Source organism: Methylolobus aquaticus, assembly GCF_054172105.1.
The window spans coordinates 14,834-36,969 of the sequence record NZ_JBSYXP010000012.1 but is presented as its reverse complement, the minus strand read 5'-3'; the positions used below and the strand labels follow the sequence as shown (position 1 = coordinate 36,969).

General features: G+C 63.4%; 18 protein-coding genes. 9 read left to right on the top strand and 9 right to left on the bottom strand.

Annotation, left to right across the window (positions count from 1 at the left end):
- The first annotated feature begins 352 nt into the window (after positions 1-352).
- The gene (gene cax, locus ACW73L_RS15835; protein ID WP_498923383.1) at positions 353-1,429 is read left to right on the top strand and encodes a calcium/proton exchanger; all 1,077 of its coding nucleotides are present in this window, start codon (positions 353-355) and stop codon (positions 1,427-1,429) included.
- 14 nt (positions 1,430-1,443) lie between these two features.
- Here the strand turns inward: cax and ACW73L_RS15830 are convergent, their stop codons facing one another.
- Positions 1,444-2,241, bottom strand: coding sequence for a hypothetical protein (locus tag ACW73L_RS15830; RefSeq protein WP_498923381.1), 798 nt, complete (start codon positions 2,239-2,241; stop codon positions 1,444-1,446).
- Between the two features lie 322 nt (positions 2,242-2,563).
- Entirely contained in the window at positions 2,564-2,824 is a 261-nt protein-coding gene (locus ACW73L_RS15825; RefSeq protein ID WP_498923380.1) for a hypothetical protein, read from the bottom strand.
- A 31-nt stretch (positions 2,825-2,855) separates the two neighbouring features.
- On the opposite strand from ACW73L_RS15825, the gene ACW73L_RS15820 reads away from it, so the two are divergent.
- Positions 2,856-4,031, top strand: a complete 1,176-nt coding sequence (locus tag ACW73L_RS15820) for a hypothetical protein (RefSeq protein WP_498923378.1) — start codon at positions 2,856-2,858, stop codon at positions 4,029-4,031.
- A 157-nt stretch (positions 4,032-4,188) separates the two neighbouring features.
- Here ACW73L_RS15820 and ACW73L_RS15815 read toward each other — a convergent pair whose 3' ends face one another.
- The 4 genes from ACW73L_RS15815 to ACW73L_RS15800 form a co-directional block, all read right to left on the bottom strand.
- Positions 4,189-6,201, bottom strand: coding sequence for a PAS domain-containing hybrid sensor histidine kinase/response regulator (locus ACW73L_RS15815; protein ID WP_498923376.1), 2,013 nt, complete (start codon positions 6,199-6,201; stop codon positions 4,189-4,191).
- Positions 6,202-6,352: 151 nt separating this feature from the next.
- Complete coding sequence (locus ACW73L_RS15810; protein ID WP_498923375.1) at positions 6,353-8,941, bottom strand: chemotaxis protein CheB; 2,589 nt, start codon at positions 8,939-8,941, stop codon at positions 6,353-6,355.
- Positions 8,942-9,145: 204 nt separating this feature from the next.
- Positions 9,146-10,204: a fatty acid desaturase family protein gene (locus ACW73L_RS15805; RefSeq protein ID WP_498923373.1), complete on the bottom strand. Its 1,059-nt coding sequence runs from the start codon at positions 10,202-10,204 to the stop codon at positions 9,146-9,148.
- Positions 10,205-10,405: 201 nt separating this feature from the next.
- Complete coding sequence (locus tag ACW73L_RS15800; protein ID WP_498923372.1) at positions 10,406-11,134, bottom strand: proteasome-type protease; 729 nt, start codon at positions 11,132-11,134, stop codon at positions 10,406-10,408.
- 433 nt (positions 11,135-11,567) lie between these two features.
- On the opposite strand from ACW73L_RS15800, the gene ACW73L_RS15795 reads away from it, so the two are divergent.
- Both ACW73L_RS15795 and rbp read left to right on the top strand, forming a co-directional pair.
- On the top strand, positions 11,568-12,401 hold the full coding sequence (locus ACW73L_RS15795) for a transglutaminase-like domain-containing protein (RefSeq protein ID WP_498923371.1): 834 nt from the start codon (positions 11,568-11,570) through the stop codon (positions 12,399-12,401).
- Positions 12,402-12,906: 505 nt separating this feature from the next.
- Positions 12,907-13,245: an RNA-binding regulator gene (rbp, locus tag ACW73L_RS15790; protein WP_498923369.1), complete on the top strand. Its 339-nt coding sequence runs from the start codon at positions 12,907-12,909 to the stop codon at positions 13,243-13,245.
- A 342-nt stretch (positions 13,246-13,587) separates the two neighbouring features.
- On the opposite strand, the gene trhA is transcribed toward rbp, so the two are convergent.
- Entirely contained in the window at positions 13,588-14,322 is a 735-nt protein-coding gene (trhA, locus tag ACW73L_RS15785) for a PAQR family membrane homeostasis protein TrhA (protein ID WP_498923367.1), read from the bottom strand.
- Positions 14,323-14,898: 576 nt separating this feature from the next.
- Here trhA and ACW73L_RS15780 point away from each other — a divergent pair.
- On the top strand, positions 14,899-15,138 hold the full coding sequence (locus tag ACW73L_RS15780; protein WP_139556560.1) for a hypothetical protein: 240 nt from the start codon (positions 14,899-14,901) through the stop codon (positions 15,136-15,138).
- Positions 15,139-15,270: 132 nt separating this feature from the next.
- Here the strand turns inward: ACW73L_RS15780 and rpoD are convergent, their stop codons facing one another.
- Positions 15,271-17,130 (bottom strand): RNA polymerase sigma factor RpoD, encoded by a 1,860-nt coding sequence (gene rpoD / locus ACW73L_RS15775; protein ID WP_498923366.1) that lies wholly within the window; start codon positions 17,128-17,130, stop codon positions 15,271-15,273.
- A 966-nt stretch (positions 17,131-18,096) separates the two neighbouring features.
- Here rpoD and ACW73L_RS15770 point away from each other — a divergent pair.
- On the top strand, positions 18,097-18,897 hold the full coding sequence (locus tag ACW73L_RS15770) for a bestrophin-like domain (RefSeq protein ID WP_498923550.1): 801 nt from the start codon (positions 18,097-18,099) through the stop codon (positions 18,895-18,897).
- A 305-nt stretch (positions 18,898-19,202) separates the two neighbouring features.
- Here the strand turns inward: ACW73L_RS15770 and ACW73L_RS15765 are convergent, their stop codons facing one another.
- Positions 19,203-19,850, bottom strand: a complete 648-nt coding sequence (locus tag ACW73L_RS15765) for a DnaJ domain-containing protein (RefSeq protein ID WP_498923365.1) — start codon at positions 19,848-19,850, stop codon at positions 19,203-19,205.
- A 499-nt stretch (positions 19,851-20,349) separates the two neighbouring features.
- On the opposite strand from ACW73L_RS15765, the gene ACW73L_RS15760 reads away from it, so the two are divergent.
- From ACW73L_RS15760 to ACW73L_RS15750, 3 genes are all read left to right on the top strand, one after another.
- On the top strand, positions 20,350-20,556 hold the full coding sequence (locus ACW73L_RS15760; protein ID WP_498923364.1) for a (2Fe-2S)-binding protein: 207 nt from the start codon (positions 20,350-20,352) through the stop codon (positions 20,554-20,556).
- Between the two features lie 309 nt (positions 20,557-20,865).
- Positions 20,866-21,522: a hypothetical protein gene (locus ACW73L_RS15755; RefSeq protein WP_498923363.1), complete on the top strand. Its 657-nt coding sequence runs from the start codon at positions 20,866-20,868 to the stop codon at positions 21,520-21,522.
- A 159-nt stretch (positions 21,523-21,681) separates the two neighbouring features.
- Positions 21,682-22,071, top strand: a complete 390-nt coding sequence (locus ACW73L_RS15750) for a rhodanese-like domain-containing protein (protein ID WP_498923361.1) — start codon at positions 21,682-21,684, stop codon at positions 22,069-22,071.
- The last annotated feature ends 65 nt before the right edge of the window (positions 22,072-22,136 follow it).

Sequence of the window (22,136 nt, the reverse complement as noted above, 5' to 3'; positions counted from 1 at the left end):
AAAAAGTCGGGGCTGCGGGGCCCCTAGCATGAGACCGGCACGGCGTGCGCATTCCCGATAGATGACGGGAGCACCGTTGTGTGATGCTGGGCAAGTTGGCCAGGGGATACCTTTCTCGCGGTTCCGAAAACGTGGTCGAAGGTCGCGTACGCGTCGCGCGGGATTGCCCCAGGTGCTGCGGGCTGCTGTGTTCTGGAGCCGAATCCCGGAAGGGCGGAAGCGCAGCGCGAGGGGTGAGCCACGGCTTGCACGGAGCCGGAATCCCTTATCCCGCCGCAAAGCCCGTTAGGCAGTTGATCGGGCCGACTCGCAAGTCAGTTGCCCGCCGATAGGGACAAGACGAAACGTCATCATGAAAATGCACTGGTTGCTGGTCTTCATACCGATTGCTTTCGGCCTCGATCATTTCGGCGTCAACCCGATCATCGTTTTCGCCGCATCCGCTGCGGCGATCATTCCGCTTGCCAGTCTGATGGAAGAAGCGACGGAGGCGCTGGCGCACTATCTCGGTCCGACTTACGGAGGACTGTTGAGCGCGACGATGGGGAATGCGCCGGAACTGATCATCGGCATTTCCGCGTTGCGGAATGGCTTGATCGACGTTCTGAAAGGTTCGATCGCCGGTTCGGTGGTCGGAACCCTGCTCTTTGGCCTCGGTATCACCATCATTGCGGGTGGGCTGCGCAAACCGGTTCAGACCTTTGACCGGGACATGGTGGCCATCAACAGTGCCTTGCTGATGCTGGCGACCTTCGGGCTGGTGATTCCGGCGGTGTTCACTTTCAGTGCCAAAGTCGATCAGGAGATCAGCCTCGAAATCTCGATCGTACTGCTCGTGATCTACTTCGCCAGCATGGCCTATACCCTGATGACCAGCCGTTCGCCGCTCGGGAAGAGCGGCATCTCCGCCGCACTCAAGGAAAAGGGTGAAGAACAGCCCGAGGTTGCGGATCCCGTTCCGGACTGGAGCCGTAATCTGGCGCTGGGGGTTCTCGCGGCCGTGGCGGTCGCGCTGGCGTTCGTCAGTGACTTGTTGACGGGTGCCCTCCAGCCGGCCGCCGATGCCATGGGTTTCACCCCGGTCTTTGCCGGCGTCTTTCTGTTGGCGATGGTCGGCAACGTCCCTCAATACATGAATTCGGTGTCGTTCGCCGCGAAGAACCGCATGACGCTGGCCTTGTCGGTGAATCTCGGGTCCACGACGCAGCTGGCCCTGATGGTGGCACCGCTGCTGGTGATCAGCGGCTCCCTGATGGGATTGCCGATGAACCTGTTGTTCTCGCAGTTCGAGTTGGTCGGGATCGTGTTGTCGGTGATCATTGCCCGCAGCCTGATCGGGGACAACACCTCGACCTGGCTGGAGGGCGTGATGCTGGTCGGCGTCTATGCGATGCTCGGCGTCGGCTTTTTCTATGCGCCGCCGACCTGACCGGCCGGCCTACGCTACTGCGGGTCCGATACGGACGTCAGGACGGCCGCCAGGTTTTCCGAACGATGGTATACGGTGAAGGCGGAAACCTCCCTGCTTTCCACCGAAGCGACGATGCCGGTCCCGGGACTGAGGAACAGGTACTGGGTCGTGTCGACGTCGGCCGGTCCGATCGTGCCACGGGCCGCATAGCGGACGAGAGCGGCATCGTAACGGCCCGCCGGCACGGTTACCTGATAGGCACCGAGATACGCCACGGCAACCTTCAATGAGCCCGAATAGAGTAGGCGATCGGACTGTTCCAGATCGAACGCCTGGACGCTCAGCGACGCCTCGCGCTGCTCGCCCGGAATCATGCCCTTGACCAGGAATGGCCGGGGCGGACTGTATCGGGCGGCCACACCGTCCCCGAAATCGTCGACACCGGAAACCGCCAGACTTCCATCGGCGAGCTCGACGAGCCGCCTGACTTCGCGTTTGCCGAGCCGGTGCTGCCATAGACGGTTGCCCTGGGGGGCAGGCGATGCCGCGATCTGGTGGATCTCGGTCTGCTTGGAATGCTCGGCATCCAGCAGGCGATAGGTCATGGTGCGATTTGCCGGTGCCAGCAGTGCCGCCGGGTTATCCAGACGCTGCGCTGCCAAGGACGATCCGACCACGCCCGGGCCCAGCGCGCGCTGGAGCAAGCCCTGTTCTTCTTTATCCAGCGCTGGCCGGGGTGTTTCGGCCTCGCCGTTCGAAGCGTAACCGGCGGAAAACTCGGCGATACATAACATTGCGGCTTTCGCGCGTTTCGGTAGCGACCACGTCATTCAGGGCTCCGGCTCTCAAGGCGGAAACGGATCGGGTTCATCGCAATGCTTTCATTTCGCGCGGGCCGGCGGGGCGACTGCAAGCGTTGGACGTGCGACACAACGGGTTCCCTCCTTGCCGGGCGGATCACGGTCGATGCCGTCCGCGTCGCCCCTCGGCAAACTCAGCGCCTGCCCGCATCGCGGCATCGGGCCGCTAGCCAAAACAGAGGCCTCAAGCATGCAGCTTGCGGCGCCTGACTCAACTTTGCAATGGGGTGATGCCGGCGCTCGATCCACCGCGGACTCCGGATCGCGCCTAGCCCTGTTGTCGCGATCCCCTTCACCCTGCTCTACCGGGGCACAGTGCAGCGGAGCCGGCAACGATGGAGAAGGCGTTCGGCGCTTCCTTGTTCGAGAACGGTCCGTTGCCAGTCTCTCGCTGGACGCCGGTGACGCCGTCCGGCACCATCGTCCACGCAATCACACGGATGCGCATGCACTTGCGGTCCCCGCCGCAGGGCGGGATGATGCGGCCGCGCGCCGCAACCGCCAGTTCGGCAAACCCGGTCGGACGCTGTCTGGTGTGCCGACGGCGGGGCATCTGCAACTAACGCTAACGTGACAGCCAGGGAATGAGTGAAGGAACAAAGCCCGCGCGAGTCCACTCGCAGGTCGGCCGCTCGCGGCAGGGGAGCCGGCCCACTCTGCTCGCGTGGTGCGCAAGGTTTGGTGGTTGGGTTTTATGCCGATGGGCGACGCTGCGTCCGGCGCACGCGGCCGCCGCCGCCCTGAGTCTGTCAGCCAGTGCCGAAGTGCTGGGGGCGCAGGGTGCCTGGACCGCCAAGACCCACGGGACCCTGTTCTACACCGACGACGTGGGTGTGTTCTCCGCCACGCGGCGGCTGTCGCTCGACAACGATCCGACCCAGCCGGCGCTCGATAACCGCCTGACCGGGCAGGGCAGCGACGCCGTGTTCGAGCCGATGCTCGATGTCACGCGGTCCTTCACGAACGCCTACGGTACGACGACACTCGACCTGCGTGGACAAGGGTTCGTCTATTTCGACCAGTCGGTCTACAGCCACGGCACGCTGCGGCTGCAGGCCAAGCAGGCGTTCTCGGACAAAACCGCGTTGCTGTTCCGGTACTACTACGCCCCGGATCTGTACCTCGGCCAGAACGTTGTGCGGGTACCGCGCGATCCCGAGGAAATCCGTGCCGAGCCGCCGGGTGGCGAAGAGTCCGGGCCGGTTCCGCTCGCCGCCGAACGCGTCACCAGCCAGATCGGCATGCTGCGGGTCGATCAGGAGCTGACCACGGGCATCGGGCTGCGCCTGCTGGGCCGGTGCGGCACGCGCCGCTACAACGACACGTTCCGGCAGCGGGATCTGAACTTCTGGACGCTCGGACCGCATGTCGTGTGGACGCTCGCCGAGGCCGTCACGCTGACCGTCGGATACCATTACGAGAAGGGCACGGCCAACGGGGCGAACCAGCCGTTGCTTGCGGACGATGTGTCCTACGTCAACAACTATGCCTCCACGGAACTGGAGATCGAGTTCGCCGAGCGCTTCACGCTGATGTCCGGACTACATTTCGAGCGCAATGACTGGACCAGCAGCCTGGTCGGTGACGAGCGCAACGGGGCGTTCGAGACGGTCTGGCAGGGGGAACTCCTGTTGACCTACCGTCTTAGCGAGGAAGCGAAGTTTTATGGCGGCGTGCAACATTCGAACCGCTCGGAGAACGTTCGGGCGGGTTCGGTACCGAACACCAACGTCGCCCTCGGTGTTCAGGCGAGCTTCTGACCGGGTTCCGAGTCGCTCAGGGCTTCCCCAAATGCCGGGAGGCATCGCTCCGATCCGAGGTCACAAAGGTTCGCACCGGTGAGGTGGGGCGCAACCGCGTTGTGCCCGGTCGGCTCCGGAGCAAGCCAGTGCGGTGTTCGTCGAGGGGCCCCAAGCGCTACGCCGGTCGCGGCGGAACTCCTTGGTCCAGGATGGTTTCCAGCTGGGACAGGCGCACCGGCTTGACCAGATGCCAATCGAAGCCCGCCGCGGTGGACGCGGCCGCATCGGTTGCCGTCCCGAAGCCGGTCATCGCGATCAGCGTCAGATGCTCCAGACGGGGCTGGCTCCGCAGCCGCCGGGCGACCTCTAGGCCGCCAAGGCGCGGCATTCTGATGTCGAGAATGACCACATCGAAGGAAGCCTCCGCGACGATCGCGAGTGCCTCCTCGCCGTCGTAAGCCGTCTGGACAGAGTGGCCCCGCGCGGCAAGGAGAAAGGACAGCGTGTCGGCGATTTCCCTTTCGTCGTCGACGATCAGGATGCGCCGGCGCGCCGGCAACCCGCGGGTTTCGGTCTCCGCCATCGCGGGAGGTTCTGACGCCAAGTCGGCCCGTGGCAGGCTGACTACGAACCGGCTACCCCGCCCCAGGCCGTCGCTGAACACCTCGATGCTGCCGCCGTGCAGTTCGATCAGTTGCTTGGCCAGCGCCAGTCCGACGCCCAGACCGCCGTCTGACCGATGGTGCACTGGCTTGGCCTGGCTGAACATTTCGAACACGTAAGGGATCATGGTGTCTGCGATGCCAATGCCGGAATCACGAACTTCGACCACCACGTTCTCACCCTCACACCGCAGATCCAATTCGATCCGTCCCCCCTCCGGCGTGTACTTCAGGGCGTTGTGGACCAGATTGTCGAAGAGCTGCACCAGTCGCACGGCATCGCCTTCGGCCCGGACGACTTGAGGGGGCATTGCCAGAGTCAGGGACTGTCCTTTCGCCTCCGCCCCCGATCGATGGTCCTCCACGACGCCGCTCAGCAGTTCTCCCAGATCGAGAACCTGCCTGGACAGCGTAATCTTGCCGCGCGACACGCGCGCCACGTCCAGCAGTTCATTCACCAGACAGACGAGATGCGCGCTCTGTTTCTTGATGATCGCCGTGGCCCAGCGCACCAGGGCAGGGTCTCCGACGCCCCTGCCTTCGAGGACGTCGGCGGCCGACACGATCGGGGCCAGCGGATTGCGCAATGCATGGCCCAACATGGCCAGGAATTCATCCTTGCGCCAAGCGGACTCGCGCAGTTCCTCGGCCTGACGCGTCAGTTCCTGTTCGATGCGCTTGCGTTCTGAAATGTCTCGGACCGACGACCACAAGCCGCTGGCACGGCCCGCCACGTCGCGCGATAAATAGGTTCTCAACTCCACCGGTACGACCCGGCCGTCCTTGGCCCGATAGGCCGTTTCGTAGACCTCGGAATAGCCCTGCGGAAAAATCTGTTCGCGCAGGATGCGGTCGTCGGCAGCTCGCCATGCGTCCGGTGTCAACTCAACCAGCGTCAGTCTCGCGAGTTCCTCGGCGGTAAATCCCAACAGCTCGGCGAAGGGTTGGTTGAACTCGAGTATCCGCGTCTCGAGATCGGTCCGGACGAAGCCGTCGCGGAGGCTTTCGTGCATGAGGCGGTAATTGTCCTCGTTGCGCTTCAGTGTGCTGACGTCGATCATCGCCACGCGACAGGTCTCGCCGACGGTGTCGAGCAGCGCGGTCAAGTGCAGGTGGATCGGTGGCACGGCGGGGAGGGGCTGCACCGCAACCGTGATCGAGTGCTCGCCACGGCTTTCGAAGACGCGGGTCATGAAGCCATTGAACGGCGACAAAGACGATCCCGTCATGAAGGCGCTCAGCCGCGTTTCCTTGAGCTCCTCCCGCGCTGCGCCCAAGAGGCGGGATGCGGCCAGATTGCACTGGCGGATTGCGCCCGAACAGTCCAGGGTGAGATAGCCTGCAGGCGCCAGTTCGTACAAATCGGTGTAGTGCTCGCGGTCGGCCTCGATCCGCACGCCGGTCTCCTGCAACGCAGCATTCTGCATTTCCAACTCGATTTGGTGGACCTGGAGGTCATGCAGCAGCTTCCGAATGTCCGCATCGCTCGAGCCCACGGCAAGTTCCGAGTTTGAGTTTGATGTCACTGTGGTATCCATTAAGAAGTTGTCCCCGAGCCTCAAGCATATCCTCGTTGTGGGAACGGAGACCCCGTCTGGTCAAACCGACAGGTTGTGTGCCCATCGGCCACCTGTTGGGCGCGCGTCGGTTCCGCGTTTCTGCTTTCTGAAAGGGCTTTCAACTCGCGGCTTCGCGTAGCTGGGCCTCGAGGGTCTTGGCGACGGTGATGTCGGCGAACGTGATCACGACGCCATCGATCACGTTCTCGGCTGTGCGGTAAGGCATGATCCGAACCGTGAACCAGCGTCCGTCGCTGGTTGGGACATCCTTGGCGGAGAACACCAGCGTACGGAGTACTTCCTCGGCATCGGCGTACAACTCGGGGTAGTTCAGGTCGCTGACGATATCGCTCAATGGTCGTCCGGCATCGCTGGGAATCAGCTTGATGATCCGGTTGGCCGGAACGGTGAAACGCCGGATGCGCAGTGCGCTGTCCAGGAATACCGTCGCAATTTCGGTGCTGTTCAGCAGGTTGGTCATGTCGTTGCTGGCTCGCGAAAGATCGTCGATCTTCGATTGCAACTCGGCATTGACCGTCTGGAGTTCCTCGTTCAAGGACTGCATCTCTTCCTTTGATGTAGTCAGTTCCTCATTGGTCGATTGCAGTTCCTCATTTGTCGATTGCAGTTCCTCGTTGGCCGACTTGAGTTCTTCCTGGGAACTCTGCATCTCTTCGCGTGTGGTCTGGATGGTCACGCGGAGTTGCTCGACCTCCTGCTCCAAGGCGGCCTCCCGCGCACTGCGCCGTGACGACCGGCGTGGTGCCATCACGGTCTCCAGCGTCGGTTCGGCGCGTTCGTGGAACACGATCATGACCATGCCGCGCAGTGGCTCCGGCTGCTCCAGGGGCTCTATCGTCAACGTCACGTAACGCGTTCCCTGAGGCGCATCCAGCTTGAGATCCGGCACGGTGAGGGTCGTTTTTTGTCGCAGCGCGTGCTGGAATGCCTGCGTCAGGTCGAAGCGCAACGGCTCGCGCGCCATCGCGTAGATGTTCCAGTTGGCCCTGCCCGACGCCGGCTCAAGGTAGTTTCCGGTCCGGCCGTTGATGTACAGAATGTCACCTTGATGCGTGGTGAGGACAGCGGCCGGGGCGTGGCGCCGCAACAGTACCTGATCGGCCAGTGTCTGAAGATTGGCGGTGTGCGCGAGCGGCGTTACTTGGGGCAGCACCGCTTGCGGCGTGGCCATCGGACTGGTGGGGAATTCGATCGTCCCGATGCGGGGTGTTCCAACGTTCCGCTGAAACAGGCGTGCCTTGCCCTCGATGGGTGTGAACAGGTCGCTGAATGCGCCGATGGTTTCCGCACTGCCGAGAAGCAGAATTCCGCCAGGGTTCAGGCTGTAGTGGAACAGCGGTACCACCTTTTTCTGGACCTCGGCAGTGAAATAGATCAGCAGATTGCGGCAGACCAGGATGTCCAGTTTGGTGAACGGTGGGTCGGACAGCAGGTTCTGCGGTGCGAAGATCACGAGTTCCCGTATCTCTTGCGATATACGATAGCCGCGCGGGTCGGTAACGAAAAAGCGGGCCAGCCGTGCAGGCGAGATGTCCGCGGCGACCTTCTTGGGATAGACCCCGCGTCTTGCCGCTTCAATAGCCTCGGCATCCAGATCGGTGGCATAGATCTGCATGGACACGGGCTGCTCCGGGTGCTGCGCCTCCAGCGCTTCCTTCAGTACGATCGCGAGCGAGTAAGCCTCTTCGCCGGTCGAGCAGGCGGGCACCCAGGCACGCAGGTTGGTGCCGGGAGGCAGGGCTTCCAGCACCCGTGGCAGTGCCAGTGTCTTGAGCGCTTCCCATACCTCCGGATCACGGAAGAAACCGGTCACGCCGATCAGCAACTCCCGGAACAGCAACTCGAGTTCCTGAGGGTTCTCTCGCAAAAATCGAACGTAGTCGGAGATGCGGGCGAGCGCATGGACGCCCATGCGCCGTTCGATACGGCGGTAGAGGGTCGTCTTCTTGTACTGGGAGAAGTCGGCGCCAGTGTGCGAACGCAGCAGGATCAGGATCTTGGTCAGAGCGCTGGAACTGGGTTCTTCGTGCTCTTCCCCTGCCTGGTCGCCGTGACGCAGCGTCGCCAACAACTTCACAGGGAGTTCGTCCGCCGGGGCGATGATGTCGGCCACCCCGGCGTCGATGGCGCTGCGCGGCATGCCGTCGAACTTGGCCGAGGCCGGGGTCTGGACTCCGGTAAGCCCGGCCTTGCCCTTGATGGCTCTAAGCCCTTGCGTGCCATCCGAACCCATACCGGACAGGATCACGCCAACGGCAGAGTGCCCGCAGTCCTCCGCCAGCGCCCGGAAGAAGAAATCGATCGGGAGACGCAGGCCCCGGGACTCGGTCGGTTCGAACAAGTGCAGCACGCCGTGCAGGATCGATAGATCCCGGTTTGGTGGGATGACATACACATGATTTGGGGCGACCTTCCATCCTTCGCTGGCCAGGGCCACCGGCAAGGCGGAGCCACGTTGCAACAGCTCCGGCAGCATGTTGCTGTGCGTCGGATCCAGGTGCTGGACGACGATGAAGGCGCAGCCGCTGTCGGTCGGTACATGCTGCAAGAAGGCTTCCAGCGCCTCCAGGCCGCCGGCCGAGGCACCAATGCCGATGATTGGAAAGCGAGTCTGTTCGGAGTCGACGGTTTCCTTCCGCAGCGTCGCGGTGGATTCTGCCGCGGTGCGCCGTTTTTTTGTGGTCATGATGCTATGGGGGCGAATTCGTCCATGAGGATTGAGCGGCCGAAGCGGTCCGGCTTCAGCACTTGCCCGAACCTTGCACCTCGCCGGCGTGCAAGTCAATCGAAATCAGGAGGAGCCGTGGCCGCGGCGATCATGGCCCGCCTCATCTTCCGCGATGCCGCTTGCAAGCGGAGAGGAATGAACACTGGAGCGAAAGTCGGCGACTTAGCCGTTGGCCTCGCGATACGAAACCATCCGCTGCCGCTCTTCGTCCCACAGGTTGGACTGAAAACAGCCTACGATCTCCCGCAGGGCCAATGACGTGGTGGCCGGCGACTGGAGTTCCGGGATCGCGTCCATCGCCTCCGGCAGTCGATAGAATGGAATCCTGACATTGAGGTGGTGAATGTGGTGGTAGCCGATGTTGCCGGTAAACCACTGCATCACCCGGTTGAGCTGCATGTAGCTCGACGATTCGAGCGCGGCCCGGTAGAACGACCAGGCCTCGGGCGACAGCACGATCATCCGCTTGAAACTGTGCTGGGCGAAAAAGAGGTAGCCGCCGAGCGCGGACGCGATCGTCATCGGCAGCAGCACGACGAAGAACGCGGTGTCGAAACCGCCGAACACCCACAGAACCGCGATCAAGCCGAAATGGGCAGCCAGGGACAGGGCCGAGTCCCAGTGACGGGACGGATCGGCTAGCAGCGGCAGCACGCAGATATTCAGCAGGAAGATCGTTACATAGCCGAACAGAACCGTCAGCGGATGTCGCTCCACACGGTAGCGGGCACGCTCCGCCGGTGTCGCCGCGCGCCACATGCGGGTCGTCATGACCGGGAACGACCCGATGCCCGAGCCTTCGATCTGGCCGACATGGCCATGGTGGTAGTTATGGCTCTTGCGCCAGGACGCGGACGGTGTCAGGGCAAATGCCGCGTAAATCTGGAACAGCACGCGCGCGATGCGCGAATCGCGCAGGATCGCCCCATGCATGAAGTCGTGATAGGTGATGAAGGAGCGCACCATCAGCAGCGCGCCCAGCAGGGATAGCGCCGCTCGGAGCGGCCACGCGGGCGCGAGTCCCGCCCCGGTCAGTACGAACCCCAGTAAGGTGAAGGTCGACAGCACTTGCCACCAACTCTCCGGCACTGATTCCGCGGCGAAAGGCAGGGTGGCCTTCAGGAGTTCCCGCCCCAGCCGAATATCGGCACTGTGCTCGGGCAGCTCGCCCGCCGCGTACGACTCGCCGGGTCGCTCGTCGTCGTATTGCCTATTGCTCATCAGGATGACCCCTCGGCGTCCCCGCTTCGCAACGACGAACTCGGCGCTGGAAAACGGACGCGCGCGTTCAGCTTGCCCCGGCGAAAAAATAATCCGCCGTGACGGGCTTTGTCAAAGCTTTACGCGCCTGCCTGGGCAGGGGGCTCTCGTGTCCCAGCCCCCGTTTTAGGGGGCCATTGTGCTGCGCCGGAGAATGGGGCTTCAGGTCGACAGATCGGGTTCGGGCAGCCGGCTGAAGACATCGCGGACGCCGGCGCTCCATTCACCGCTCAGTGCCATGAAATAGGGATCTCCCACGTCGAAGCGGCGGCGCATCCGGACCCGCAGACTGTCGCGCTCGTAGCAGATCAGGTCGATCGGCATGCCGACGGACAGGTTGCTGCGCATCGTGGAATCGAAGGACACCAGCACGCACTTGGCCGCATCGATGAGCGGTGTCGACGGCGTGATGACCCGGTCGATGATCGGCTTGCCGTATTTGGCTTCGCCGGTCTGGAAGTACGGCGTCGAATCGATGGCGGCTTCGATGAAGTTGCCCTCGGCATAGATCCGGAACAGCCGCATCGGCTCACCGGCGATCTGTCCGCCGACGATGAAGGACGCATTGAAGCCGCCGCTGTCGGACAGATAGGGACCGTCCCGCCGGTCGACATCGCGCATGGCGTCCGACACCAGCGTCGCGACATCGAACAGGGTGCGGGCGGTCCAGACGCTGGGACCGTCGGTTCCGCCGCGCTGTCGCAGCAAGCTGATGACGGCCTGGGTCCCGGCCAGGTTGCCGGAACTCAACAGCACCAACACCCGGTCGTCGTGACGTTCGAAAACGGTCATCTTGCAAAAGGTCGCGAAGTTGTCGACGCCGGCGTTGGTCCGTGAGTCCGACGCGAACACCATCCCTTCCTTGAGCAGGATGCCAACACAGTAGGTCATTGCTCTCTCCTGGACTGTCAGTTGCGCCGGCGGCGGGTGCTGCACGCGGTGCCCGGTGAATGGTGACGCGAGCCCCGGCGGCTTCACATCACTGTTCACGCCCCCACACGCTGGAGCGTGCCGGGAGGCCGGAACGCACCGTCAATCCGTCCCTGGAACCCAGCCTGCGGGCTCGGTCCCGTAGACGATCTCTCCCTCCCGGCCCGCTCCCGCTGCCAAGCAAAGGCGGGTGAATGCCGGCCGGCTTCGCGTACTATAGCAGGGCGCGCGACATCACCTCGGCCCCGACGTCATTCTTGCGCACCGCCCGGATTAGCCCACGCCGTGCGCCGCTGCCGGTACCCGTGCTCAAACGGGAAGCCGGGGACTTCGAGCCCCTGCGCCTCCCGCCGTGATCCCCTTTCAATCCGTCTGCATTCCGAGGAGCAACGGCATGTTTATCAGAATTGGTTTCGAAATTTCCTATTCATTTCCGCAGCCGACAGAAATGATCCTGATGCTGTACACGCATCCGAGTCGAGCGCCCTCATTGCTGAGTCCTGAGCGGCTCGTCACCACGCCGGCGGTGATCATCGAGGACTTCTTCGACGTCTACGGCAATCGCTGCGCGCGGACATTCTGCTCGTCGGGCCGCCTGCGCTTGAGGTCCGATGCGATCGTTGCGGATGACGGGTTCCCGGATCCGGTCGTCCGCGACGCGCAGCAGCACCGCGTGCGCGAACTGCCGGCCGACACGCTGCTGTACCTGCTGGGGAGCCGCTACTGCGAGATCGAGAAACTGACCGAGTTCGCCTGGCAGCAGTTCGGCCAGGGGCCGACCGGCTGGGACCGGGTGCAGGCCATCTGCGACTGGGTGCACCAACACGTCGTGTTCTCACACGAAGCGGCCCGCTGCGACCGGACGGCTTATGACACCTTCATCGATCAACGCGGTGTCTGCCGCGACTACACGCACCTGGCCATCACTTTGTGCCGCTGCATGGGCATTCCGGCGCGCTATGCTACCGGTTACCTCGGTGACATCCAGGTTCCGGTGGAGCCGCCGATGGACTTCAGCGCCTGGTTCGAGGTGTTCCTGGGCGGGCAGTGGCGCACCTTCGATGCGCGTAACAACCAGCCGCGTGTCGGGCGAATTCTGATGGCCCGCGGGCGCGATGCCGCGGATGTCGCCCTGACCACCACCTTCGGTAGCCACCGTCTGGAGGAGTTCACGGTCCGGACCTATCAGGTCTCGGATGTCGACCCCCTCCGCGAGCTCGGGACCTGACCGGCAAGCCACCCACCATGGAGCGCTCCGACCGAGCGCAGCGGTGCCGCTGGCGCGGGGCTGAAGCGTTGTAGCCGCGGCCGCGATGCCTGCTTGCGTGCGAAAGACGGGTTCAAAGCGCGTGTGAGTGGCGGGATTGAAACCCCGGTGCGGCGGGTCAGCGTGGATCGTCGGAGTGTTCCAGCGATCAATTACCCCTTTTCACTGGTGAGCTGAAAAGGGGTTTTCGATACGGATGGAAAGCCGATAGAAAATTTAAGTGGACATTGCAGGCTCGGCGGGTTACCTTGACTCCAGTTTGTCGCGGCGCGATTTTTGTCTCGCGTCGAGGATCCGGAATATACCTTTCAGTCTCTGCCATTCGGCACCTGCTAGTCCCGCCTCCTCCTGCTCCCTCGTGTTTTTCCCTACCTTGGGTCAAACGCAGACGAAAGCCTAAAGGGTTTGCGCTTCAAACAGTTACCATCAGGTAACGGTGTCTTTATTCAAACTAGTCGGTACTTATATGAGCAAGAAACTCTACGTTGGCAACCTGAATTTTGCGGTTACCAATCATGATCTGGAAGGGATGTTCAGTCCTTTTGGCGCAGTGCAATCCGCCAATGTCATCACCGAGCGGGATACCGGGCAATCGAAAGGTTTCGGTTTCGTCGAAATGGCCAGCGCCTCGGACGCCAATGCCGCGATCACCGCGCTGAACGGCAAGGACATGGACGGCCGCAACCTGACCGTCAACGAAGCCCGTCCGCGCGGCGAGGGTGGTACCGGTGGTGCCTTTGGCGGTGGCGGCAATCGTGGTCCGGGTGGTCCCCGCGGTGGGTTCGGTGGCGGCCGTCGCTTCTAAGGACGCGCTGATTCATTCAGCGCTTCCCGCGATGCAGGGATGATCCTGCTGTTACCCTAAGCTACGCGACCGGGGGCGCCAGCGCGCCCTCCGTCGGCCTGAAGCGAACGAAGGCCGATGCTCGATTCATTTCGAGCATCGGCCTTTTTCGTGCGCCAGGCGGCGCCGACCGCGGGTGAGGGGGTTCGCTCACTCCCCTTTCGAGCGGTAACGAGAGCGGGGCCGGGGAGACGGGACCGTCTGCGGGATACACCCCGCAAGCCGAGCCTGTGCGGACATATTCATGGCGTGTGTCGTTTCCCCGGCCCCCGCCGGAACAGGATGAGTGTGAACGGCTCCGCGTCACGGTGCCTCCCGACGGGTGCGAGACCGCGCCGTGTGCGTCACACCCGGGGAGTGCCCGGTTTTCGGCAGGATCGTCTCCAGGACGCCGAACAGGAAGCGGAAATGGAAGCCGACGCCGAGGATGACGCCGAGGTGCAGCAACTCGTGCGGACCCAGGACGCCGGGCACAATGACGGGCATGCGCAGGAATTCCAGCAGGCCACCGACCGTGTAGGCCACGCCGCTGTAAACCAGCGGTCTGACCAGCCGGCCGCCATAGCGGCGCCACAGCACGATGCCGGAGGCGAGCCCGATCCAGCCTAGCCCCATGAACAGGGAAAGTCCCAGCCACTCAGGTATGTCGTCGAAAAAAATCGCCTTCAGCGTGATGCCGGTGATGGCCAGGCTCCATATCAGGAGCAACACGCCCCAGCGGCCCGCTCCGGAAAACAGCAGCCAGTGGATCGGTGTGAAGCTGCCGGCAATCAGCACGAAGATGCCGGCGTGGTCCAGACGCTGGAGCACCGTGTGACCCGTGCCCTGCGGATCGAGCAGGTGATAGACGCCGCTCATGCTCAGCAGAAACACCGAGGAGAAGACGAAAACGGCCAATACGAACAGCCGTGCGGCATCGCCCCTTCCTCGGCGCAACAGGTAGATGCCGGCGACGAAGTAGACGCCCGCAGCGAGCAGGTGGCTCAGTGAACTGACGGGCTCCGAAAACCCGGGAATGGCGATGGTGGTGTCGGGCATCGTGCCTCCGTTGCAGTCATTGGGAACGCATGTTCCCATGAGGTTCAGACCGCGAGCCCGCGCATGCGCGACCGAGTCAGGGCGTCGGGGTCGGGCCCATTCCGATAGGGTGGCCGGGGTGGGGCTGCCGCGCGGTGCGGATCTTGGAGTGTCGATGGTATCACTCCCGTTCGCCCTGCTACGGTGGCCGGACAGGGGCGCACCGAGCGCAAGAGAACCTTCGCCAGTCGCGAGCGATGCCCGTCCCTGTTCGCGCCCCGCACGGCCCGTAGTCGCCGGATGGTCTGCGCGCCGCATCGACTGCCTCGGGAAATTACCCCATCGCTGCAAGGTGCTGTGTTACTCTGCTTTGGCGGGTGCAGCGCGTTCGTGAGCCGGGCCCGTTGCGTCCGACCCGCGGACCGCTGGCGGTCCACAGACTCCCCCCGCATTCGGGCTCGCGCCCGACGTCTGCTCGACGAGTACCGATCGATTCCTGTGCAGGCCCCGGCAATGGCCTCAGAGGATCGACCCCCCGCGCCAACCGCCGCTGCCCCGTATGGCACCGTTCGCGCCGCCTAACCATTGGAGAGCGCCATGTTACCCACTGACTCGAAGCCGTCCGCAACGCCGGCTGGAAAGGTCGCCTTCCAACAGACCTGTGGCGCCTGCGGCTGTGTCTTTCGGGTCGAAGTGACCTGGCAACGTTCATTTTCGTACAAGGTCACCGAGGAACAGCGCTACGCTTGCCCCGAGTGTCAGCGCGGCTGCCGCATCAAGACGGCCAGTACTCCGGAGGTGACGCTGATCTCGCAACGTACCGACGGCCTGACCTGAACGGGATAGCCGGGGCACCCGATAACGGGCGGCGGCGCTGAGCGACGGCCTCGCTGCCGGAAGGGCGGCTCCGTCGCGTCGATGCGTATGGGCCGGCGCCTCGTGGCGCTCCGGCCACAGTGACCGGCTGCCCTATTCGGAATCCAGAAAGGTCTTGAGCGGCCCGGACTGAGTGGACTCGCGCAGCTTTCGCATGGCTTTGGCCTCGATCTGCCGGATTCGCTCCCGCGTCACATCGAACTGTTTGCCGACCTCATCCAGCGTTTGGTCCGTATGCGTGTCGATGCCGAAACGTAGGCGCAGGATCCGGGCTTCGCGCTCGGTAAGACAGGCCAGGGCCTGCTCGGTGGCTTCGCGTAGCCCGGCGACGGTTGCGGACTCGAGGGGACAAAGTCCGCTAGTGTCTTCGAGCGTGTCGCCGAATTCCTTGTCGCGCTGCTCGCCCACCGGCGTGGCCGTCGAAATCGGTTGCTCCCCGAGTTTCAATACCTTTCGTACCTGCTGCTCCGGCATCTCCAGTCGCTTGGCGATCTCCGCCGCCGTGGCCGCACAGCCGGTCTCCTGCGAGATGCGGTGGGCCGTCCGGTTGACCTTGCCCATGAGTTCGACCATATGGACGGGCACACGGATCGTGCGTGACTGGTCGGCTACGGCGCGGGAAATCGCCTGCCGGATCCACCACGTGGCATAAGTCGAGAATTTGTAGCCGCGTCGGTATTCAAACTTGTCCACCGCCCGCATCAAGCCCAGATTCCCTTCCTGAATCAGGTCCAAAAAGGGCATCCCACGGTGGGTATGCTTTTTCGCGATGGAGATGACCAGTCGCAGATTGGCCGCGATCATCTCCTGCTTCGCCAGGCCGGCCGCATGATTTCCCGCCAGCCGCGCGCGGTGGAGCTCTTTGGTCTCGCCAACGCTGAGGCCGTTCTCCCGTTCGATCCGGGCCAGACAGTCCTGAGCGCGCTCGATCTCGGCGGCATGGACAGCGAGTGCCTCGGCATAGTCCTTATCGTGGTGCAGTTGGGAGACCAGCCACGCGGGATCGGCTTCGTGGCCGGGAAAGCTCTGCAGGAATTCGCGCCGCGGCATTCTCGACCGTTCGACCGCGAGATCCATGATCAAACGCTCCTGGGCCTGGATGCGCTTCATCGAATCCGTCAGGTGTTCGGACAGCTCCTTGAGGAACCGGGGCGTGGTTTTGAACTCGAGGAAAAGGTCCGCCAGTTCGTCGAAGGCCACCCGGGCGCGTTCGTCGTGACGTCCGAACTGTTGCTGGGCGTCCAGCGTGTTCCGGTATTGGCGTTTGAAGTCGACCAGCTTCGCCATGATCGCGTTTGGATCCGGCTCGTCGTCGTCGTCAACGGCGTCGTCGGGTGCCGAGTCTTCTCCTGCCGGTGTCTCCGCCGCACTGACCAGCGCAGGTGCAGGGCAGGCATCAACCAGGCCCGTGACGAACTCGGAGAGAACGACATCCCCCGCTTCGACCCCATCGATCACCTGGTCCAGGTGCTTCATCGACGGCGCAAAACGCACCAGGACCGAGGCCGCCTGATGGAGGCCCGCCTCGATACGTTTGGCAATCGCCAGTTCCTCGGCGCGTGTCAGCAGTTCGACGGCGCCGATCTCCCGCAGATAAATCCGCATCGGATCGGTGCTGGTGATCTTGTCGGCGTCCTTCAGCAACAGTGCGGCCGCCTCGGCCGCCTCCTCCGCTTCATCCGTGACGTCCCGCGCGTCCGCGGGCACGGCTTCGGGCAGCACTTCGAGTTCGGACACCTCTTCCCGGACCTCGATGCCCATGGCATTGATCAGCCCGATCATTTCGTCCATTTGCTCGGAATAATCGATCAGGCTGCCGGAGAGCTGATCATTCACTTCCTCGAACGTCAGAAAACCCTGCGTTTTGCCTTTGGCAAAAAGTTCTCTGAGCTGAGCCTGTCGGTCTTCGAGATGCATAGGGGAAGGATCACGCGAATGTGTTGGCTGCTGCAAAGGGCGACCGCCCCGTAACAGATCCGTTCGTTACGTTGGTACGGCCACCCGCCGGGTCCCGTCGAGGAACCGCTCCCACTCATCATCACCTTGCGGTGGCCTTCCGCTGACTGCCGGTGGTCTGCCCGTACCGACCGGTCCAATCGTGCTGGGGCTCGAACCATCGATCCGGTTAACCGGGCGGCAGGTCCGGCGCGGCATCGATGAGGGACCTCGTGGCAACCGTCCCGAGCCTTCCGGCGGAACCGGTCAGGCACGTACTCCGCTCTAAGACCATGTCAGGCGATGGGGTCGGGGGTTGGTGTGCAAGCGGTTGTTCGGGCGGGTGCAAAGCGATTCTTCTCAGCAGTCGCTGTCCCAGGGCGGGGCTGCCGATGACTCGTCTCATGTGCTTCCGGCTCTGTCCGCTGCGCCGCCCTGTGCGCGTGCAGCGTGCGGGCTGACTTTATCGTTTCCGAGCGCCTTTGTGCGTTGCCGGGACGGGGGCTTGGCGCGCGCTTCCCGGTCGTCTCCCGCGACCGCCGCTCAGTATACGCTTTCGGTAGACACTTGACTCAGCGTTGTCGCGAGCAAGGTCCGCGCTCGCGACCGCCGCTTCTCGTTGCCCTGAGTGAGACCGTACGAGGCCACTCGTGCCGGCGCCGGCGCCGGTGCCGGTCCGGTGCCGGAATCGGTGCGTTGGGCCGGCTCAGTCCTTCTCCACCGTAAAAGCAGGCTTGGGCGAGCGGCGATCCCGAGTTTCGGCGCAGCGTCCGCCTCGTGCCTCGGACGAGCGCAAGGTTCGATCCTCCCCGGATTCCTGTTACAGTCGCTCGCGGTCGGCGGTCGGATGACCTGGCGTTGCTGCCTCGCCCGTCCATCCATCGGTCAGCCGTCGGAAGGCGCTTGGTGAGCGCCGATCGGAATGCGCCGAAGGGACGGTACCGGTCAGGCTGGAACAGAGGAACGGAGCAGAGATTTCGCGTGATGTACTGGATTTATGACGAACCGACCTGGGTCCTGGGTTTGGTCACGACGCTGGGATTTCTGCTGCCCGCCGTGCTGGGTCTGATGCTCGGCCGGAAATGGATCTACCGGACCTTCCGGCTGTCGGATGAAACCAACGAGTCGGTCAACGGGTACTTTGCCGGCGCGGGCGTGCTGTATGGTCTGCTGCTGGGCCTGGTGGCCGTCGCCACCTGGCAGAACTACGACTCCGCCAATTCCACGGCCAGCAAGGAAGCGTCTTCGATAGCCGCCTTGTATCGGGATGTCTCCGCCTTTCCGGAGCCCGAACGTGGTCAGTTGCAGAACCAGCTGGAGCAGTACCTGAACTACGTGATCGACGTGGCGTGGCCAGCGCATCGGCACGGGGAGGTGCCGCATGGCGGCACGCTGCTGCTGTCCCGGTTTCAGGTCGTTCTGACGGGCTTCCAGCCTTCGAATACCAATCAGCAGGCGATCCTGGCCGAGGCGCTGACGGCCTTCAACAAGCTGGTGGACGCGCGGCGAATGCGTATGGATTCCGTCGAGACGGGACTCCCGGGCGTGTTCTGGGTCGTCATTCTGGCCGGGGCCATCCTATCAATTGTATTGACCTACACCTTTCACCTGCCCACGCTGCGCGGACACCTGATGCTGACCGGCATTTACTCGCTGTTTCTGGGCTTCATGATTTTTCTCGTGGTGGCGCTGGACAACCCGTTCCGGGGCGAGTTGAGTGTCACGCCCGAATCGTACGTCCACGTGCTGAACGGCCTGGCTGAACTCGATCCCGCACGGCAGTGAGCCACTCCGGTTGCCTGCCGCAGACCCGATCGGCACCGCAGATCCGTTCGACCGGTCCTGATGTCGGATGCTGACCGGAACGCGCGAGTGATTTCGTGCGCATGGCGCACGCGAGATGCTTCCGCTGTAGCGTGCGCTGTGCCCACGAACCGCCTGGGTCGGGATCGCCGATCCGTTGGCCCGGTGACGACGCCGCGTGCTGGCCGGAAGGCGCGTGCCTTGCGCTTCAGCCGTTGTGTCTGCGTGGCGACCGGCGTTGCGGTTGCCGGCTGGAAGGGCGCGCCCGTGGAAGGCGTCGCTTGAGCTTATCGACCGGCCGCTTCGAAAAATTTCTTGATGTCGTCGTACGCGGCAACGATTTCCTTCGTTTTTCGTTCAGCCACGACCCGAAGTTCCGGGCCGAGATGGGCGACCTTGTCCGGGTGGTATTGCTTGACCGTGTTCCTGTAGGCTTGCTTGGCCTCTTCAAAGGTCGCGAACTCGGTCAGGCCCAGCACGTTCAGCGCCGCCTTGACCTCGTCCGGCATCGTGCGCGCTTCCCTGGTGCTGCCCGTTTGCGGCGCTTCGGCTTGTGGGCCGGGCACCATCACCAGCACATAAGGCTCGGTCTGGACTCGGACCGGCTGATAGCGCGCGCCGCAGTTCGGACAGGCGTGACTGCCCGGATTGATCGGAAGATGAATGCGCAGTTTGTGCGCGCAGACCGAGCAGGGGAATTCGAATGAGTCCTTCGCTGCCTGCTCCGAACGGGTGTCCTCGTCCTGCCGCGCTGAGCCGCGAGGATCCTCTGACGGGAGCGCGTCGCGCTCATGCAGTATCTGGCGAACGGCTTCGAAGGTTTCCTCGATGTAACTCGATTCCGGCCTGTTCCGCTCTTCCCAGATGCTGATCAGATCCTGTGTGGTGAACAGGGAGTACTGCCACTTGAGATTGCGGATGAAGTCGTCGTGCATGGTTGAAGCTTGAACACGGAACGGAAGGTAGCGGGAATTGGCCGTTGCCTGCGGCATTGCTCGGTAAGCAGGCCTCGATGGCCCGGTGGGGAAACGGCCCCTCTGTGGCTCCCCAGGCATGCGCGCATTGTCCCGATCCCGTTGCTCGATGTCGAGCATCGAGTCCTGGCGGCAGTGGCGGTCAGTCTCCACATGGCTTCGCCGCGGTGCCGCGACCTTCGGGTAGGCCTGCGTCGGGAAGGCTCAGGCTGGTTCCGCTTCGCTCGGAAGCCTACAGCGCTTCAGGCACGTTACTATTGGAACGCGGTCTCGCTATCGCTGGTTTCGTCATCTGCCACTCCCCTATGCGATCTGGAACGACAAGCGCGAGTCCTGCGACCACGGCGACATGCTCAGCCGCGTGTTTCTGCTGGAATTGCAGTGCCGGCACCGCTTTCCGGGGAGCACCGGTCGGTTGCTGCCAGCTTGCATCGGCCCCGTGGAGGCCGGGTGGCGACGCATGACACGGAATGAGCCCGTTCGGGGTCCCGGAAAGGACGTCGTTTGTCGGTGCAGCGGGACCACGGCGGCGCAAATCAAGCGGCTCGTCGACAGCGGTGTGACCGATCTCGACGGACTGTCCCGAGCGACGGGTGCGTGTTCCGGCTGCGGGTCGTGCGACCATGACATCCTGGCGCTGGTGGCCGAGTACACCCGTCCGCGGTAGGGGCGGCGCCGCAGCCGATTGACGACTGCGAACCCGGAGCGCACCATTCGGACTTCACCGTGGTGAGAGCGGTCCCGCTTGCGGTTCGGCTCGTCGCAAGGCATCAGCCGGGATCGTCTGGCGCCGCATGGGGTTTCGGTGCCGTCGACAGTCGCGTATGGCTCTGGCTTCAGGATGTCGCCGGTCCTTGCGGCCGCAACCCGGTGCAGTGCCTTGCCCGGGCGCTGGGCCGGGAACGAGTCGCCCCGGCTTTCCGCTGTCATTACGCTTTGGTCCTTGGCCCGAAACAGTGTTGCCGACACGAAGAAGATGGCAAGCGTTCGTCTGCGATTCCCGCGGTGGGTATGGTCGGTCAGTGCGGCACTGATGACGGCATGTGGCAGTCCGGGTTACAACAATAATCCCTCTCAGCAGATTTCGGATAATCGGGTCGGGTGCGAGGCGGCCACGGATTTCTTCGCTGTCAATTTCAGTATCCACCTGCAGCCCGCGGATTTGAGCCAGGATGCGCGCCTGACGAAAGACGTGTTCCAGTCCTACTGCCATGAGATACCGCAGCCGGGCAATGTATTCTTTACGGCCGACCTCGTGGGTAACGAGCTGAGGAAATTACCCATCGGGATTCGGCTTGTGGAACGGGAGTTCGTCGGTGGTGATCCGGGTTCTCCGGAGAGCTTCGCGGATCGGGACATCACGGCGGAAGTTGCTGCCGTCGCTTATCCCAAGGGCGTCATCGAGTCCCGGTTCGTGCTCGAGAGTACTGGCTATTACGCGATCGACCTGATTCGTGGCGGAGACGCCGGCGTTGCGGAAAAGGATGTGCTGCGCATCCCACTGACGGTCGGGATTGGCGTCGGGACTGCGCCCTTGACGAAAGCCATCCTGGTGAAGCTGGGCATCACGGTGGCTGCCGTCGCGTTCTGTCTGGCGGTGTTTCGGCTGCTCAAGGCGCGCAGACTCATTTAGCCCATGCTCGGGAATCCATCTCCCGCGCATACCGAGGGTTTCGCCACGACTCGACGCCTGCGCCCCTCGGCTGAGGTCCCGCGGGTTTCGCCGGCTGACCGGACGCGACTCGCGGCGCGAGTTCCGGCACTTTTTCGATCTGTTGACGATGGAAGACGAATGAAGACGACCTACACGGCGTTGTGCGCCACTCTGGCCTTTGCCTGCCTGCTTACGGGCTGCAATTTCCAGCAACCCGAGTACGTGCGGATGATCACCGCGCCCGAGCTGCAGAGCCTGATGCAGCGCGACGATATCTTCCTGGTCGATGTTCACACGCCCGAACAGCCGCATATCAAGGGGACCGATCTGTTCGTTCCGTACGACCAGATCGAGCAGTACCAGGACCGCTTCCCGCGGGACAAGAACACGCCCATCTATCTCTATTGTCGCAGCGGGCCCATGGGTAATTCGGCCGCACGGTCGCTGCATGCCCTAGGTTACCGAAACCTGGCCAATCTCGACGGGGGCGCCAACGCGTGGCGGGCCGCCGGCTTCGCGTTCCAGTAGCGGTGCGGCCTGCAGATGCGCGACGAGGCCACCTCGTCACTGGGTCATAGGGCGCTTGCGTGCTC